The 17,100-nt window shown below is 69.6% G+C and carries 16 protein-coding genes; 12 read left to right on the top strand and 4 right to left on the bottom strand.

Annotated features, from left to right (window positions below; all coding sequences use genetic code 11):
* Window positions 1-124: 124 nt before the first annotated feature.
* From AMK34_RS40445 to ku, 5 genes are all read left to right on the top strand, one after another.
* Window positions 125-1,519, top strand: a complete 1,395-nt coding sequence (locus AMK34_RS40445) for an ammonium transporter (protein ID WP_051972393.1) — start codon at window positions 125-127, stop codon at window positions 1,517-1,519.
* Entirely contained in the window at window positions 1,516-1,854 is a 339-nt protein-coding gene (locus AMK34_RS40440; protein ID WP_038509839.1) for a P-II family nitrogen regulator, read from the top strand. The genes AMK34_RS40445 and AMK34_RS40440 overlap by 4 nt, the downstream gene beginning before the upstream one ends.
* Before the next feature lie 9 nt (window positions 1,855-1,863).
* The gene (locus AMK34_RS40435) at window positions 1,864-4,179 is read left to right on the top strand and encodes a [protein-PII] uridylyltransferase (protein ID WP_073849065.1); all 2,316 of its coding nucleotides are present in this window, start codon (window positions 1,864-1,866) and stop codon (window positions 4,177-4,179) included.
* A gap of 86 nt (window positions 4,180-4,265) precedes the next feature.
* Window positions 4,266-4,637 carry a hypothetical protein gene (locus AMK34_RS40430; RefSeq protein ID WP_038509843.1) on the top strand — a complete coding sequence of 124 codons (372 nt, stop codon included), beginning with the start codon at window positions 4,266-4,268 and terminating at the stop codon, window positions 4,635-4,637.
* 50 nt (window positions 4,638-4,687) lie between these two features.
* Window positions 4,688-5,527 carry a non-homologous end joining protein Ku gene (gene ku / locus AMK34_RS40425; protein WP_073849064.1) on the top strand — a complete coding sequence of 280 codons (840 nt, stop codon included), beginning with the start codon at window positions 4,688-4,690 and terminating at the stop codon, window positions 5,525-5,527.
* A gap of 246 nt (window positions 5,528-5,773) precedes the next feature.
* Here ku and AMK34_RS40420 read toward each other — a convergent pair whose 3' ends face one another.
* Genes AMK34_RS40420 through AMK34_RS40405 form a run of 4 tightly spaced genes read right to left on the bottom strand, consistent with a single transcriptional unit; the run spans window position 5,774 to window position 10,771 of the window.
* Window positions 5,774-6,778, bottom strand: a complete 1,005-nt coding sequence (locus tag AMK34_RS40420) for an NlpC/P60 family protein (RefSeq protein ID WP_073849063.1) — start codon at window positions 6,776-6,778, stop codon at window positions 5,774-5,776.
* Window positions 6,779-6,786: 8 nt separating this feature from the next.
* Window positions 6,787-7,269 (bottom strand): poly-gamma-glutamate biosynthesis protein PgsC/CapC, encoded by a 483-nt coding sequence (locus AMK34_RS40415; protein WP_038509849.1) that lies wholly within the window; start codon window positions 7,267-7,269, stop codon window positions 6,787-6,789.
* A complete protein-coding gene (gene pgsB / locus AMK34_RS40410) occupies window positions 7,269-8,450 on the bottom strand; it encodes a poly-gamma-glutamate synthase PgsB (protein WP_038509851.1) in 1,182 nt (393 codons plus the stop codon). Before pgsB ends, AMK34_RS40415 begins: the two co-directional genes overlap by 1 nt.
* Window positions 8,447-10,771 carry a HAMP domain-containing protein gene (locus AMK34_RS40405; RefSeq protein WP_073849062.1) on the bottom strand — a complete coding sequence of 775 codons (2,325 nt, stop codon included), beginning with the start codon at window positions 10,769-10,771 and terminating at the stop codon, window positions 8,447-8,449. The genes pgsB and AMK34_RS40405 overlap by 4 nt, the downstream gene beginning before the upstream one ends.
* A 211-nt stretch (window positions 10,772-10,982) precedes the next feature.
* On the opposite strand from AMK34_RS40405, the gene AMK34_RS40400 reads away from it, so the two are divergent.
* The 7 genes from AMK34_RS40400 (at window position 10,983) to AMK34_RS40370 (ending at window position 17,098) form a co-directional block, all read left to right on the top strand.
* Window positions 10,983-11,864, top strand: a complete 882-nt coding sequence (locus AMK34_RS40400) for a hypothetical protein (RefSeq protein WP_241832970.1) — start codon at window positions 10,983-10,985, stop codon at window positions 11,862-11,864.
* A 107-nt stretch (window positions 11,865-11,971) separates the two neighbouring features.
* Window positions 11,972-13,510, top strand: coding sequence for a signal recognition particle protein (gene ffh / locus AMK34_RS40395; protein ID WP_038509855.1), 1,539 nt, complete (start codon window positions 11,972-11,974; stop codon window positions 13,508-13,510).
* A 3-nt stretch (window positions 13,511-13,513) separates the two neighbouring features.
* Complete coding sequence (locus AMK34_RS40390; protein WP_073849061.1) at window positions 13,514-14,587, top strand: amidohydrolase family protein; 1,074 nt, start codon at window positions 13,514-13,516, stop codon at window positions 14,585-14,587.
* Window positions 14,588-14,632: 45 nt separating this feature from the next.
* Window positions 14,633-15,382 carry a CPBP family intramembrane glutamic endopeptidase gene (locus tag AMK34_RS40385; RefSeq protein WP_081975901.1) on the top strand — a complete coding sequence of 250 codons (750 nt, stop codon included), beginning with the start codon at window positions 14,633-14,635 and terminating at the stop codon, window positions 15,380-15,382.
* Between the two features lie 57 nt (window positions 15,383-15,439).
* A complete protein-coding gene (locus tag AMK34_RS40380) occupies window positions 15,440-16,258 on the top strand; it encodes a CPBP family intramembrane glutamic endopeptidase (protein WP_073849060.1) in 819 nt (272 codons plus the stop codon).
* Between the two features lie 157 nt (window positions 16,259-16,415).
* Window positions 16,416-16,862: a 30S ribosomal protein S16 gene (gene rpsP / locus AMK34_RS40375; protein ID WP_005154724.1), complete on the top strand. Its 447-nt coding sequence runs from the start codon at window positions 16,416-16,418 to the stop codon at window positions 16,860-16,862.
* Window positions 16,859-17,098 carry an RNA-binding protein gene (locus AMK34_RS40370; protein ID WP_003103110.1) on the top strand — a complete coding sequence of 80 codons (240 nt, stop codon included), beginning with the start codon at window positions 16,859-16,861 and terminating at the stop codon, window positions 17,096-17,098. The genes rpsP and AMK34_RS40370 overlap by 4 nt, the downstream gene beginning before the upstream one ends.
* Window positions 17,099-17,100 lie beyond the last annotated feature (2 nt).

The following is a 17,100-nucleotide window of genomic DNA, read 5'->3' as shown; positions in this document are numbered from 1 at the left end:
TGGAAACCTGGCCGTAACAACGCCGCACCGACAGTTCACGCGGGTGAAACCTGAATCGCCGCCCGAGGAAACACCCCGGTCCAAAGATTCCTGCGCAGTACACCCCAGGCACGGGAGGAAGATTGTGCTGAACGCAGGAGACACCGCATGGGTGTTGATCAGCGCCGCGCTGGTCATGCTCATGACACCGGGATTGGCGTTCTTCTACGGCGGCATGGTCCGCGCGAAGAGCGTTCTGAACATGTTGATGATGAACTTCATCGCGCTCGCCGTAGTCGGTGTCCTTTGGACGCTGTACGGCTTCACGATGGCCTTCGGCAACGACGTGGGCGGCGGGTTGCTCGGGAACTTCGACTTCGCGGGTCTCTCGACCATCTCCGGCAAGCTCGCCGGATTCGCGACCGCCGCGACCAGCACCACGCCTGAGGTCGCCTGGCCCGGCGCGGACGCGCTGCCGCTGTTCGCCTTCGTGATGTTCCAGCTGATGTTCGCGATCATCACGCCCGCGCTGATCTCCGGTGCCATCGCCGACCGCGCCAAGTTCTGGGGCTGGACGCTGTTCGTCGCGGTGTGGGTGACCATCGTGTACTTCCCGGTCGCGCACTGGGTGTTCTCGTTCAACGGCTTCATCAGCGCCGATTCCGTCGGCGGCTGGATCGCCAACCAGCTCAAGGCGCTCGACTTCGCCGGCGGTACCGCGGTCCACATCAACGCCGGTGCGGCGGGTCTCGCGCTCGCGATCGTGCTCGGCAAGCGCAAGGGCTGGCCGAAGGGCACCGGACGTCCGCACAACGTGCCGTTCGTGCTCCTGGGCGCCGCGCTGCTGTGGTTCGGCTGGTACGGCTTCAACGCCGGTTCGGCCCTGGCCGCCAACGACCTCGCCGCCGTCGCGTTCACCAACACCACCGTCGCGACCGCGGCCGCCGTGCTCGGCTGGCTGATCATCGAGCAGATCAAGGTCGGCAAGCCGACCACCCTCGGCGCCGCTTCCGGTGCCGTCGCGGGTCTCGTCGCGATCACCCCGGCGGCGGGTTTCGTCAGCCCGCTGGGTGCCATCGCCATCGGTCTCATCGCCGGTGCCCTGTGCGCCCTGGCGATCAGCCTCAAATTCCGCTTCGGTTTCGACGACTCCCTCGACGTCGTCGGCGTCCACCTCGTGGGTGGTCTCGTCGGCACGCTGCTCATCGGCTTCTTCGGCACCACCAGCGTCAACTCGCTCGGCGTCGACGGCCTCTTCTACGGTGGCGGCCTCGGTCAGCTGGGCAAGCAGGCGCTCGCGGCGGCCGTGGTCCTCGGCTACTCGTTCGTGCTGACCTTCGTCATCGGCTGGGTGATCAAGAAGCTCGGCGGCTTCCGCGTCAGCGCGGAGGACGAGGTCAGTGGTATCGATGAGGCCCAGCACGCGGAGAGCGCGTACGACTTCACCGGTTCGGGCGGTGGCCTCGGCCAGCCGAGCTCCATCCCGGTCAAGACGTCCACCGGAACAGCGGCCACGAAACTCGAGGAGAGCAAGGCATGAAGCTGATCACCGCGATCGTCAAGCCGTTCACGCTCGACGACGTCCGCTCCTCGCTGGAGCAGCTGGGCGTGCTCGGCATGACGGTCAGTGAGGTACAGGGCTACGGCAGGCAGAAGGGCCACACCGAGGTCTACCGGGGTGCCGAGTACTCCGTGGACTTCGTGGCGAAGCTGCGGGTCGAGGTCGTCACCGACGATTCCAACGTCGAGAAGGTCCTCGACGCGATCACCACGGCCGCCCACACCGGCAAGATCGGTGACGGGAAGATCTGGGTGACGCCGGTGGAGACGGTCATCCGGGTACGCACCGGCGAGCGCGGCTCGGACGCCCTATAGGCACCCACGATGGCCGACGGGGGTGAGCTGGTCAAGGCCACCGAGCGTTTGCTCGAGGGCAGGCACGGGAGGTTGGGCGCGGCCGCGTTGCGCGCGGCGTGCGTCGACCTCTACGAATTCTGGTTGGGCAAGGGCGCTTCGGCGGCCGGCGTCGACACCGCTGAACCCGGTGTCGCGCTGGCCGCCGTCGGCGGCCTGGGGCGCAGTGAGCTGGTGCCCTTCTCCGACCTCGATCTGTTGTTGCTGCACAACGGGAACTCGCGGGTCGGCGAGATCGCGGACGCGATCTGGTACCCGTTGTGGGACGCCAAGATCGGCCTCGATCACTCGGTCCGCACACCGGGTGAGGCGCTGAAGGTGGCGTCGGAGGATCTGCGGACCGCGATGGGGCTGCTCGACATCCGCCACATCTCCGGGGACGCGGAGATCACCGCCAGGCTGGCGGCCGCGGCACGGGACCAGTGGCGGAGGACCGCCCGGAAACGAATGGACGACCTGTCGGACGCGGTCCGTCAGCGCTGGGCCCGAAGCGGCGAGATCGCACAGTCCGCCGAGCCGGATCTCAAGCACGGCCGAGGCGGGCTTCGCGATTTCGCCGTCCTCGAAGCCCTGGCGGCGGCACAGCTGACGGCGAGGCCCGGCGAGGAACTGCTGGCGGCCAAGAGCCTGCTGCTCGACGTCCGGACGGAACTGCGCAGGGAACTGCGCCGGGAGCGGGACATCCTCAGCGCGCCGGAAGCCGAGACGGTCGCGGGCGAACTCGGCTTCGGCGATCGGTTCACGTTGGCGCGCAAGCTTTCCGGCGCCGGGCGGACGATCGCGTACGCGGTCGACGTGGCGCTCCGGTCCACTGTGGAGCCACCGAAGGCGCGGTTCGGCCGCCGTCCGGTGCGGACGCCGCTCGACGAGGGTGTCGTCCTGCACGGTAACGAGGTCGCGCTGGCGCGGGACGCTCTGCCCGCCAAGGATCCGGCCCTGCTGCTGCGGGTCGCCGCCGCGTCGGCCCGGATCCGCAAGCCCATCGCGCACGGGACCCTGCGGGCGCTCGCCGACACCGCGCCCGAATTGCGTGCGCCGTGGCCCGCCGACGCCCTCAAGGCGCTGGTGGAACTGCTCGGCGCGGGCGAGGGACTCGTCGACGCCGTGGAGGCGCTGGACCGCACGGGCCTTTGGGCCCGGCTGTTCCCCGAATGGGGTGCGGTGCGGGACCTCCCGCCGAGGTCGCCGGTGCATTCGTGGACCGTCGACCGGCATCTCGTGCGGGCCGCGGTCGAGGCGTCGAAACTGACGACCACCGTTTCACGGCCGGATCTGCTGCTGATCGGCGCGTTGCTGCACGACATCGGCAAGGGCCGCGACGCGGACCATTCCGAACTCGGCGCGAAGATCAGCGCGCAGGTGGCGGCCCGGCTCGGGTTGTCGACTGCCGATTCGGCACTGGTGTCGGCGATGGTGCGGCATCACCTGTTGCTCCCGCATACCGCGACGCGGCGGGACATCAGCGATCCCGCCACGATCCAGCGGGTGACGAAGACACTCGACGAGAACCTCGTCCTCCTGGAACTGCTGCACGCCCTGACGACGGCCGATTCGCTGGCCACCGGGCCGGGCGTGTGGACGGACTGGAAGGCGCGCCTGCTCGCCGAACTGGTGTCCGGTTGCGAAGAAGCGTTGCATGGCAAGGGTTTCGTACCGCCGGAGCCGATGGGCGCCGAACAACGGGAGCTCGTCGCCGAAGCCGTCGCGTCCGGCCGCGGCGAGGTGCGCATCACCGCCGCCGGCAAGGTGGTGACGGTGGTGCTCGCGGTCCCCGCTCGCGCGGAACTGCTGGCTCCCGCGGCCGGGGTGCTCGCGCTGAACTCGCTCGAAGTCCACGCGGCGGTGCTGCGCGGGCACGACGGGGGACGGGCGGGAGTCTTCACGGCGTCACCGAAATTCGGCTCGCTGCCCGACGTCACGCTGCTCCGGGAGCAGTTCGCGCGGGCGGTGGCGGGGACCTTGCCGCTCACCCAGCGGCTCGCGGCGAAGGAACGGGACTACGGCGGCGGAGAGACGCCGTCGGCCGGGGCGAAGGTGATCTGGTTCGACGACGAGACCAGCGGGCGCGACACGGTCGTCGTCGAACTGCGGGCCGCGAACCGGATCGGGCTGCTGTACCGGGTCGCGGGCGCGTTGCGCCGGTGCGAGGCCGAGGTGCGGTGGGCGAAGGTGGCCACGCTCGGTGGTGCCGTCGTCGACTCGTTCGCCGTCGCGCCGCGGAATGGCCGGGTCGACCAGGCGTGGCGGTCGAAGGTCGAAGCGGCGCTGCTGGCGGCAGCTTCCTGACGTTCGGGGTGTCGTGCGGGTCACGGAAGGTGGCGGTGGCAGGATGTGCGCGGTCGGGACCTGAAGGAGCCGGAGGGGGTGAGCGCGTGCCCGGTCCACAACGTGTCACGCTGCCGCCGACCGTCGTCGCCTCCCATCTCCGCGCGTGCGCGGACGACCTCGCCGTCTCGCTCACCGCGTCCGGTCCCGCCGCGACCGTGCCCGAGCTGCTCAAAGTGGTCCGGCACCTCGTCGCCGGCCAGCAGGCGCTGGCCATCGCGCTCGAAGGTATGGCGGGCCGGGTCGAAGGGGGCGGCGAAGGCGCGCTGGCCACCGCCCCGATGGTCGACGTCGAGGTGGTCGCCGAAGTGCTCCGTGCGGCGGCCACCGCTGTCGACTGTTCGGCCGAGGCGCTCGCCGAATCGCGTCCGTCATTCGAATGTGTGAGCGATTCAGTAGCCCCTGACACCCGTTTGTAGCTGTCCCGCCGCTTCGGCGCGTGGATACGCTGACCAGGCGGAGGTGGGCCATGCGCGCGGTGTGGAAAGGCACGATCGGATTCGGGACCTACGCCATTCCGGTGAAGGCGTACAGCGCGACCGAGGAGCACAACATCCCCCTCCACCAGGTGCACGAGCCGGACGGCGGCCGGGTGCGGGTGAAGTGGGTCTGCGAGGTCGACGGCGCCGAAGTGCCCGCGGCCGAGATCGCGAAGGGGTACCCCGTCCCTAACGGCGACGTCGTGCTGCTGACCGCCGGTGATTTCGCGTCGCTGCTCGCGCCGACCACCCAGTCGATGGACGTCGTCGGCTTCACCCCGGCCGACCAGGTCGACCCGATGTACTTCGCGCGCAGCTACTACCTGGAACCGGAGCCGGCGGGCACGAAGCCGTACGTGCTGTTGAGCGAGGCGCTGCAGCAGTCCGGGCGGATCGCCATCGTCAAGGTGACGTTGCGGCAACGCGAGACGCTGGGCGCGCTGCGGGTGCGGGACCAGGTGATCCTGCTCGAGACGATGCTGTGGCCCGACGAGATCCGGCGGCCGGACTTCCCGTTTCTGCACGAAGACGTCGATCTGCGGCGCGGGGAACTGCGGAACGCGGTCTCGCTGATCGAAGACCTCACGCGGGATTTCGAGCCCGGCCGGTACACCGATCGCTACCGTGAGGCGCTCGAAGGGCTCATCCAAGCCAAACTGGACGGCGACGACGTCCTCCAGCCGACCGCGGCCGAACAGGCCGAAGGTGTGACGCGGCTGCTGGCCGCCTTGCAGCAGGGCCCGGTCGAGAGGGCCAACGAAGCGGCGGACAAGGCACGCCAGGCGCGGACGCGGGCGAAGCGCGCTTCGTCGTCGGCCAAGACCAGTTGAGTAGATCTACTCAGGGGGAGTTGAGGGTCTTCACGCTGCCGTGACCCCAGGGTGACCGGGCAAGGTTATGCCATCGCGCGGAGAGAGCGCGGGCAGCGAATCGCCTGGTACTGGGGGTCCGGCGAATCCAAGTCCCGCGAAGCTCGCCAAGTGTGCTTACGGTCGGCTCGCGGGGAGGCGAGCCTTCCGTAGGGGCTCCGGTACCGGTCTGCGAGGGGCGATCGGTCCCGGAGCCCTGTTTGCGCGCTAGAGCCGCTTGGCCGCGCGGAACGCCTTCGCGTAGGTGCCTTCGCCGTCGATCAGCGAGGTGCCACCGGCGTCGCCGAAGGTCGGCCCGTTGGCGACCTTCCGGCTGGACAGCACCCGCCGCCTGCCGTCACTGTCGAGTCCGAGATAGATGCCGGTATGCGAAACCCGGGGCCCGAACGCCGGCTCCAGGTTGAAGAACAGCAGATCGCCGGGCTGGAGGGCCGCGTAGTCCGTGGCCTGCCCCCTGGCGTCCTCGATCAACGTCGTGCCCGGCCCGAGCTCCGACATCGCCCAGGCGCGCCGCGGCAGACCTGGCCCTTTCGTGTTGGTTCCGAGCAGCGGGTAACCCGCGCGGTAGCCGTAGACCATCCGTACGAAGCCCGAGCAGTCGAGGGAACCGAACCGGGCGCGCTCCGCCTTTTCGTGTTTGTCGGGGAAATCCCAGTCGACGCCGAGATAGTCGTAGAAGTCGGACTTTTCAAGCCGCCCTTCGGCACTGTCGGGCCCGAAGGACGCGTCACCGGCTACGCGAAGCTTCTTGGTTGTCTGGGGCGGGGCGCCTTCGGAGTACTGCAGGGCTATGGCCAGCAGATCCGGTGACGTGTCGCCGAGGGCCTTGGGCAACCAGTCGCGGAACCACCCCTCACGCTCGGCACCCGCTTTCCACGGCTCGGGCGCGAACCGGATCCACGCCGACGACGTGACGGTGACCGTGGTGAACTTCGGTTCGGCGAAGGTCCGGCTCTTGCCGGACAGCAGCACCGAGCGCGACCCGTCGGTGAAGGACGCCAGCTGGGTGCCGAGGGAATCCCGGACGACCGTCCGGGCGGGGTTCTCGAGCCGTTCGTAGGTGTACCCGCCGATCGCCGCGTCGCCGCCGGGAGGCGCGGACGCCGACACCGCGGTGATGTCCCGCGGCTCCTCCTTCGCGACGTACACCGCGGCCGTCCCGGACACGCCGATCACCGCGACCAGCACCCCGATCCGGATCGCTTTGCGCATCGACGTCCTCACAACGTGGGAACCAGCCCGACCAGCACCCCGCTGATCAGGATCGCGTAACTGGCGAGGCTCACGCCCCCGGTGGCGAGGACGGTCGCCGCCGGCGGTTGCCGCACCAGCTGGTAGGCCACCAGGCCGGGGACCACGAAGCCCAGCGTCTGGTGCACGAACAGCAGCGGGAAGTCGGCCTGCAGGACGAGCAGCAGGGTGGTCTGCAGGACGACCCCCAGCAGGACCACCGCGGCGAACAGGCGCTTGCCGTAGAGGATCACCACCCGCTGCAGGATCTTGGTGCCCACGTAGGTCAGCGCGGTCATCAGCACGATGATCGCCGCCCGCCGGAAGTCCTCGACGATGGTCAAGGCGATCCAGCCAGGGGTGATCATGCCGCCGGGGGACAGGTTCGTGGTCAGGTAACAGACCAGCGACAGCAGCAGCCCGATGGCGAGCCCGATGGTGGCGACCTCGGGGGAGAGTGAAGTGGTGAGCATCAGGAGGCGATCGTTTCCAGTTTCGCGAGTTCGTCGATGAGCAGTTCGCCCTGACCGTGGATGTTGCCGATGGCGATCAGCGACGCTTGCCGGTCGACGCCACCGATGATCTTGCGCAGCAGTTCCTCGGGAGGCCGTGAGCCGCCGAGGTCGACGACGCGGTCCTGCCATTCGCCGGGGATCGCGATCCGGGCACTGCGCGTCGGCTCGCCGATCAGCACCACCCGTTCCGGCGCGACCCGCGGGATCAGCGCGCCCATCTGCCCGTTGCGTTCGACGCGGTCGGGGCGGCAGTTGATGATCACGTGCAGCGGGTCGGCGATCGCCCCCTGCGCGCGAAGCTGATCGATGTTCATCAGGGTCGATTCGGGATCGTTCGCGGCGAAGACGTTCGCGAAGCGCACCTGGCGCCGCCCGGCGCGATAGCGGTGGACCTGGAGCACTCCGGGGTCGGGCGGGGCGGCCCACATCCCTTCGAGCGCGAGCCGCCGGTTGACCTTGAGCAGATCGGCGACGGCCAGCGCGATCGCCACGTTCTCCTTGAACGTGATCCAGCCGAATCCGCGCATCTCCTCGTCGGTGACGCTTTCCGGATCGACGGCGATCAGACGGCAGTCCCGCTTGTCGGCCTCCTCCTGGAGGATCGCGAGACGGTCCTTCTCCGCGGTGAGGCAGATCCCGCCGACCGGCATCGACCGGCTCAGTGACCGCGCCACGTCGTCCAGCGTCGGGCCCATTTCGGCGAGATGGTCCTCCCGGACGTTGCACAGCACGCCGATGGTGGACCGGATCAGCTTGCTCTGGTTGATCTCCTGGAGATCCGGCATCACCGCCATGCACTCGATCACCAGCGCGTCCGGCCGGTACGCGGCGGCACGGCGGACGATGCCGATCTGCTCGACGACGTTGGCGATGCCGAACTTGCGGTAGACCGGCTCCTCGCTGCCGTCGGGATGGATGAACCTGGCCGCCGTGCCGGTCGTCTTCGCGGTCGTCACGAGACCGCCGCCGCGCAGCGCGCCCGCGCAGAGGCGGGTGATCGACGATTTCCCGCGGATGCCGTTGACCAGCACCCGGGTCGGGATGCTGTGCAGGTTCCGGTAGTGGCGGCGCTGTTCGGCGATACCCGCGGCGAGCATCGCCGACGACGCCACGAGAAGCACGAAGTAGAGGAAGGTCATTTGCGGCCCTGTTCCGCCGGCTCGGGCCGCCGGTTTCCCTGGTGCCGCCGCGGCTGCGGGCGGGGTTTCAGCGGCTGCGGTTCGCGCCGCCGGACCGGCCGGGGGTGACCGCGGACCGGCTCGTCCTCGATCCGCTGGAGCAGTTTGGTTTCGTCGGTCGCCGCTCCGGCAGGCCGCCGGACCTCGCCGAGCCGCGTCTTGCCATCGGTCAGCGCCTGGCGGCAGATCTCGACGCAGGAGGCGATGGTGCCGATCTCGTCCTGGCGCTGGGGATAGACCACGGCGCCCATCCCGACGCCCTTCGCGATGGGCACGGCGGATTCGGCCACCCGCCGCAATGGCCGGACGACGACCAGCAGATGCCAGGCGAACAGCATCAGGGCGACGACCGCCGTGAGGAGCGCGGCGACCCTGGCCCCCGACCGGACGGTGTTGTCCGCGACACCGAGTGAGGAGACCGGCTGGTCGGCGACGACGACCCAGTTCAGGTCGGCGACGCTGCCGTCGTCGGCGAGGCGGCTCGCGACCACCAACGACGAATCGGTGCTTTCGCGGGCGTCCTCGCCGGACTGCGCGGTGGCGACGTTCTTGACCAGCACGGAGTCGGTGAGTTCGGAGAAGGCCAGATAGCCCTGGGTGTCGGCGATGGTGCGCTTGCCTTCGTCGACGACGCGTACGCGACCACCCGCCGAGCCGAGCACCGACGCCATCCTCGGGATGTCGTACTCGCCGACCACGACCTTGCCGGAGTCCGGCAGACGAGCGAAGGCGTACACCACGGGCACCCGGCCGCTGGTGTTGTGCTGGTGGATACCCGAGCCGTCGGGCAGCTTCCCGGGATCGCGCAGCGATTCGCGCCCTGCTTGGTGAACTACGTTGCCTTCTTCGTCGGTGACGTAGACGCTCCGGAACCGGTTTTCGTCCTCGGCGAGCCGTTCGAGCATGCCGTTCAGCCGGTCCGGCCGTTCCGCCGAACCGAGCCGGGCGACGGAGCGCAGGTCGCCGAGCCCCTGGGCGAGGCTGCGGCGCAGGGTCTCCGCCGAATGCGTGACGCGGCCGCCGTACTCGCCGAGCACGGCGGGGGAGACCGTGGCGTGCTGGCGGCCCAAGGTCGCGGCGACGGCGACCGACCAGCCGAGCAGCGCGAGCGTGACGACGGCGACGATCACCTGCGCGGAGACCACCGGCTTCACCTTGTCGCGGGGTCTGCGCCTGGCCAGTTTCGACCGGTACCGTTCGACCGCGCGGGTCAGCCGGTTCACCTCGCGGATCCTCGATTGCCGCACCGGTTCGTCGAGCGAGCCTGCCGCGACCGCGAGGGCGTCGGCGCGCAGACGGAGGATCGGCTTGACGACGGCGCTCCGCAACAGCACGAACCCGGCGACGGCGAGGACCAGCAGCGCGGCCGCCGGCAGCAGACCCGGCCACCGCGCCGGCGCCGGTTCGATCGGGAACCGGCTGAGCGTGACGACCGCCAGCCCCAGGCTGCCCGCGGTGCCGTCCGAGGTGATCGGGGCGTAGGACACGACCGGTGCGAGCCGCTCGCCCGAATCCGTCGCGGTGCCACTGAGCACCCCCGATTCCCCGGCCGCGGCGGCCGTGGAGGCGCGGGCGAGCAGATCCTGTGCGACGCGGTCGGTCGCGGGCACTTCGTTCCCGGACGAGAAGAGCGGCACGCCGTCCGGGGTGACCAGCCGGATCTGCCGCACGGGGCCCTTGTCGAGTTCCGCCGAAAGACCGCGCAGCGGCGTCGAGACGACGAGGAGCCTGCCTGCGCGGTCGCCGGTGAGCGGCAGGGCGGTGAGGACGAGCGGGCTGTCGCCGGGCCGGGCGATCGGGCGGACGGTGAGGTTCGTGACGTCGACGCCACGGAGGTTTTCGACCGCGACCGGCTCGCCGTGGGTGGCCACGACCCGTTTCGCGGCGGGATCGAAGACGGCGATTCCACGCCAGTCCGGGTAGGTCTTGCCGAGGCGGGCGAGCACGGCGTCGTCGCCGCCGCTGTCGAAGACGCCGGAATCGGTGGCGACGCGGAGGTCCCCCGCCGCCGAGGTGGCCGACGTGGCCAACGATTGGGCGAGGGCGGCGGTCGCGCGTTGCCGCCCCGCGGTGACCTCGTCCGGGAGCTGCCCGCCCGAGTCGGCGCGGAGCAGTGAGAGCGGTCCGGCCGTCGACAGGTAGACGGCGGTGAAGGCCGCGATCATCACAAGGAGGACGAAGGTGGTGGCGGACGCCACCCCCACACCTCGGGGGAAACCCGCCTCCGGGATCTGGTCGCGCAGGCGCGCCGCGGGGTCGGGCTGGTCCTTCTGCCGCTTCACTGGCCCTCGTGTCTTTCGGTAATCGGCTGGTTCGCGGCGCACGTCGGCCAGTAGCGAAACGTGTTCCCGATCAGGTCACACCGAGGTATCAAAAGTGTTAGTGAGGACGTTACAACTCCGCCGAGTGTCGGCAAAATGCACCTGGCGGTACTCATTCGGGTCAGTCAGTAGAGTCCGGGTGGTGATCGGCCGAACTCGAATGTTGCTCAGCGTGACCAGTGTCGCTCTGGCTCTGGCCTTGGTGCTGACCCTCGTGCTGGTCCTCGGTGACGACGAGTCACAGCGACCCCCTCTCGACCCGGAGGCCGACCTGAGTTCACTGCTCGCCGGATTCACGTCGTCGCTTTCCGCTGAGCAGGACTACCGGTCACCCGGGGCGGGTGAACGCCGGACGGCCGCGGCCGGTTTCGCCGCGTTGCTGGACGCCTCTCCCGAGGGAACGGCGAGCCTCGGGAAGCTCGGATTCGCGGTACGCGACGGGACGGACCGGCAGACCGGGCGGCCTTACACGGTCGCGGTGAACGAATCCGGTACCGAGCGATCCTGGGGTATGTACCTGATCGACCGGTCGGCCCCGCCGTCGCTGGCCGTCGAGGTCCCGCATCCCGCGTCGGATCTGCGGACCGAGTCGTTCGGTCTCGACTACTTCCGCCAGGTGCCGGGCGCGGTGCTGCTGATCGCGGGCGCGCACCGCAAGGCGGACGACGGCCGCGCGGACGTCGCGCACGAGGTGGATTCCGTGTTCCACGTGGTCGCCACCACCCTCGCCGGACGGGGGCTGCCGCAGATCCAGCTGCACGGCTTCGACGACCAGAACCTGCCCGACGACGACATCGTGCTCTCGTCCGGCGCGACCGTCGCCGGCCCGCCCGCCCACCGCGCCGCGGATCGGCTCGAAGCCGCCGGTCTCGACGTCTGCCGGGCCTGGGCGTCGTCGTGCGGGGCACTGGAAGGAACGAAGAACGTCCAGGGCAAGGCGGCGGCGAAGGACGGCACGGTCTTCCTGCATGTCGAGATGAGCCGCACCGTCCGGGAAGCCGGCACCGCGAACGTCATCCGGGCTTTGGTCGAAGCCGACCTTCGCAAAGCCTGAACGGGTCTTCGCAACCGTGTCAACGCCTGCCTCGGACACCGACTACCCTGGGAAGCCGCCGGTTCGTACCGGCGAGCCACAACGACCCAGCTGGAGCGTGCACACCCGTGTTCGACACCCTCTCCGATCGGCTCACGTCCGCCCTGCAGACCCTGTCTCGCAAGGGCAGGCTCTCCGACGCCGACATCGACGCCACCGCGCGCGAGATCCGGATCGCGCTGCTCGAGGCGGATGTCGCGCTGTCTGTGGTCAAGGACTTCATCGCCCGGATCAAGGAGCGCGCCAAGGGCGCCGAGGTGCACGGCGCGCTGAACCCGGCGCAGCAGGTCATCAAGATCGTCAACGAGGAACTCGTCACCATCCTCGGCGGCGAGACCAGGCGGCTCACGTTCGCGAAGAACCCGCCGACGGTCATCATGCTCGCGGGTCTGCAGGGTGCTGGTAAGACGACGCTCGCGGGCAAGCTCGCGATGTGGCTGAAGAAACAGGGCCACGCGCCGATGCTGGTCGCGTGTGACCTCCAGCGTCCCAACGCCGTCACGCAGCTGCAGGTCGTCGGCGAGCGGGCCGGGGTCGCGGTCTTCGCGCCCGAGCCCGGCAACGGCGTCGGCGACCCGGTCGACGTCGCCCGCCGCGCCATCGACGAGGCCAAGCGCGCCCAGCACGACATCGTCCTGGTCGACACCGCCGGCCGTCTCGGTGTCGACGAAGAGCTGATGAAGCAGGCCGCGGACATCCGCGACGCCGTTTCTCCGGACGAGACGCTGTTCGTCGTCGACGCGATGATCGGTCAGGACGCGGTCACCACGGCCGAAGCCTTCCGCGACGGCGTCGGCTTCACCGGCGTCGTGCTCACCAAGCTCGACGGTGACGCCCGCGGTGGTGCCGCGCTGTCGGTCCGCCAGGTCACCGGCCAGCCGATCCTGTTCGCCTCCAACGGTGAGAAGCTCGAAGACTTCGACCTCTTCCACCCGGACCGGATGGCCAGCCGGATCCTCGGCATGGGTGACGTGCTCAGCCTCATCGAGCAGGCCGAGCAGCACTTCGACCAGGAGAAGGCCGAGCAGACCGCGGCCAAGCTCGGCAGCGGCCAGCTCACCCTCGAAGACTTCCTCGAGCAGATGCTCGCGGTCCGCAAGATGGGCCCGATCGGCAACCTGCTCGGCATGCTGCCCGGCGCCGGTCAGATGAAGGACCAGCTCGCCCAGGTCGACGACAAGCAGCTCGACAAGCTGCAGGCGATCATCCGCGGGATGACCCCCGCCGAGCGGGCCGACCCGAAGATCATCAACGCCTCGCGTCGCGTGCGGATCTCGAAGGGGTCCGGTGTCGCCGTCCGCGACGTCAACGACCTGGTCAACCGGTTCTTCGAAGCGCGCAAGATGATGGCGCAGATGGCGGGCCGCTTCGGCTTCGGCGGCGGAGGCGGCGGCAGCAAGAACCGCAAGGGCAAGAAGGGGAAGAAGGGCAAGGGGCGCGGCCCGACGCAGCCCAAGGTCCGCGGCGGCTTCCCCGGCGGTATGCCGATGCTGCCCCCGGGCGGCGGGATGCCCGGTGGCGGGATGCCCGACCTTTCGCAGCTCGGCGGCATGAACGACGTACCCGGGTTCGACCCGAAGAAGTTCAAGCTGCCGAAGGACAAGTAGCCCGTGGAGGCGCTGCACCTGGCGGGGGTCGTCCTGCCGGACGGCGAGCACCGTGAGCTGTGGGTCACCGGCGGCCGGATCACCACCGAACCGGTGGCCGGGGCGGAAACCGTTGTCCGGGAAGGCTTTCTCGTTCCCGGACTGGTCGACGCGCATTGCCATCCCGGTATCGGGGTCGGTGGCGCGACCACCCTCGAAGAGGCCACCGAGCAGGCGATCACCGATCGCGACGCCGGGACGCTGCTGATCCGCGACTGCGGGCTGCCGATCGACGTCCGGCCGTTGCAGGAACGGGCCGATCTGCCGCGGATCATCCGCGCCGGACGGCATCTCGCCCTGCGCAAGCGCTACATCCCCGGGCTCGGTATCGAACTCGAAGACCCTTCCGAGCTGCCGAAGGCGGTCGCCGAACAGGCCCGTGACGGCGACGGCTGGGTCAAACTCGTCGGCGACTGGATCGACCGGGGCATCGGCGATCTCGCGCCGCTCTGGCCCGACGACGTGCTCGCCGAGGCCATCGCCGTCGCGCACGCCGAGGGCGCCAAGGTCACGGCGCACGTGTTCGGCCAAGCCGCGTTGCCCGGCCTCATCGGCGCGGGGATCGACTGCCTCGAACACGGCACGGAGCTCTCGGCGGACCAGCTGGGCGTCCTCGCCGAACGCGGCATCGCGCTCGTGCCGACCCTGATCAACATCGAGAACTTCCCCGGCATCGCGGACAAGGCGGGCAAGTACCCGGTGTACGCGGACCACATGCGGGCGCTGCACGCCGGCGTGGGGGAGATGGTCTCGACGGCGATCGAGGCGGGCGTCCGGGTGTACGCGGGAAGCGACGCGGGCGGCATGGTCGAGCACGGCAGGCTCGTCGACGAGATCGAGGCCTTGCACAAGGCGGGCATGTCCGCGGAGCAGGCGCTGGCTTCGGCTTCGTGGGCGGCTCGCGACTGGCTCGGCGTACCGGGAATCGTCGACGGCGCTTCGGCCGACCTGCTCGTTTACCCGTCCGATCCGCGCGAGGATCTCGCGGTGCTCCGCCATCCGAGCCATATCGTGCTGCGTGGCAAGATCTACGCCTGACCCGACTCCGTCCGTTACGGAAGCGGCACTTAGCGTGGAGGCGTGGTGGACGACGGGCAGGCTCGCGAGCGTCTGGTGCTCGGAGCGCACTGGGGTTTCGTAGCGTTCTTCGCGGGCATCGCCGGATACCACCTCGTCACGCTCGTCATGAGCTTCCTGATGTCGGGCCGCTTCGGCGGCTACGACCCGCTCGAACTCCGTGACGTCGGCCCGCTGCTGATCCTCGCGTTCCTGCCGACCCTCGTCCTCGGACTCGGCCCTGTGGTCGGTTCACACGTCTGGGGACAGGGGCTTCGCACGGACTTCGGGCTCAAACCCACGTGGCGCGACGTCCGGATCGGGCTCGCCTGCGGAGCCGCCGCGCTCGCCGCCGGCTACCTCCTCAATCTGCTCCTGCTGGCCGTCTACGGGACCGACAGCGACGACAGGACCTTCTCCGACGTCTCGCCCGGACCGATCACCGAACTGTCGGGAACCACCGAAGGCGACACGATCTGGCTGGTGCTGGCCGCGGTCATCGTCGTCCTCGCCGCTCCCGTCACCGAAGAACTGCTCTTCCGCGGCACGCTGTGGAACGCCATGGGCTTCCATCGCCTGCCTTCCTGGGTGATCCTGCTGGTCACCGCGCTGGTGTTCGCCCAGTTGCACGGGGAGGCCGCGCGCACGATCGCGTTGTTCGGCCAGGGCATCGCCATCGGTCTGGCCCGTTATCTGTCGGGCCGGGTGAGCGCATCCGTGATCGCGCACGCGGCCAACAACCTCCCACCGGCTGTATTGCTCTTCGCGGCGAGGTGATCGCCGGTCCAGGCGGTTAGAGTCTTTGAGTAACCGAACGATCACCGGAGGATCGGCGTGACCGTATCTCAGCCCAGGGAGCCGATCCCCGAGGCCGCGCCGCCGGATGAGCTCCCAGAAGAAGTCAGTGCCGGAGGTGAGGTGGCCGCGCCCGACACGCCACCGCCGCATCGCTGGGGATTCGGGGCCTTCCTGCTGGTGGAGGCCGTCCTGCTGGCGTCGGCGGCGTTCATCAGCGTCCTGCTCGGCGACGTCCAGCCCGGTCAGCCCCTGCCGATGCGCATGGTGCTGCTCGGCACCATGCTGCCGACGATGATCGCGGCGGGCGTGGCGCTGCTGATCACCCGGCTGCGGGGCAACGGCCCGTTCACCGACCTGCGGATCGGCTGGAGCTGGGCCGACGTCAAGGTCGGCCTCAAACTTGGGGTGCTCGGGCTCGGGTTCACCTCGCTCGCCGCCTGGGCCTGGACGCAGGTCGTGGGCAACGAGAACGCGACCTCGGCGATCAGCGCGCTCGTCGAGGACCGGCGGATGTCGGTCTCGGCCGCCGTCGTCATGTTCATCTACCTGTGGCTGGTCGGGCCGATCTGCGAGGAGATCATCTACCGCGGCCTGCTCTGGGGCGCGGTGGAGCGGTTGACCTGGCGCACCGAACGCTGGGGGAGGATCGCGGCGTTCCTCGTCTCCACGGCGGTTTTCGCGGCGAGCCACCTCGAACCGCTGCGCACCACGTTGCTGCTGGTGATCGCGATCCCGATCGGGCTGGCCAGGGTGTTCACCGGGCGGCTGCTCGGCAGCGTGGTCGCCCATCAGGTGAACAACTTCCTCCCGGCCGTGACCATCCTGCTCGCGTCGCTCGGGATAGCCGCGTTCTGACGGCCGGTCGGCGTCTGGCAGAATGTACGCTTGCCTGCTTTGGCCGGACCCTCTCACCGCGCCCGAGCTCACCCTTCGGGTGTGCGCAGCCGTGTCCCCACTCGGCTGGCGTGCGCCTTCCACATGCATCAGAGAGAACTGAGGAGTACCCACACCCGTGGCCGTCAAGATCAAGCTGCAGCGTCTCGGCAAGATCCGTGCGCCGTACTACCGCATCATCGTCGCCGACGCGCGCACCCGCCGTGATGGCAAGGCCATCGAGACGATCGGCAAGTACCACCCCAAGGAAGAGCCGAGCTTCATCGAGGTCGACACCGAGCGGGCCCAGCACTGGCTGTCCGTCGGCGCCCAGCCGACCGAGCCGGTCCAGCGCATCCTCGAGATCACCGGTGACTGGCAGAAGTTCAAGGGCCTCCCGGGCGCCGAGGGCACCCTGAAGGTCGCCGAGCCGAAGCCGTCGAAGCAGGACCTGTTCAACGCCGCGCTCGCGGCCGCCGGTGACTCGGCCTCCGCCGAAGCCACCACGCCGAAGAAGAAGTCCGCCCCGAAGAAGGCCGAAGCCGACAAGGCCGAAGCCGCCGAGGGTGACAAGGCCGAGGCGTGAGCTTCCTCGCTGACTCCCTCGAGCACCTGGTGCGCGGGATCGTCGACAACCCGGACGAGGTCCGGGTCGAGCTGCTGACCACTCGCCGTGGCCGCACGCTCGAGGTGCACGTGCACCCCGACGATCTCGGCAAGGTGATCGGCCGGGGCGGTCGTACCGCGACCGCCCTGCGCACCGTCATGGGCGGCATCGGTGGCCGCGGCGTCCGCGTGGACGTCGTCGACACCGATCGCTGACC

It is taken from the genome of Amycolatopsis sp. CB00013 (assembly GCF_001905755.1).
In the GTDB taxonomy this organism is placed as follows: domain Bacteria; phylum Actinomycetota; class Actinomycetes; order Mycobacteriales; family Pseudonocardiaceae; genus Amycolatopsis; species Amycolatopsis japonica.
The sequence above is the reverse complement of the archived record's forward strand: the minus strand, read 5'-3'. Positions and strand labels throughout refer to the sequence as shown.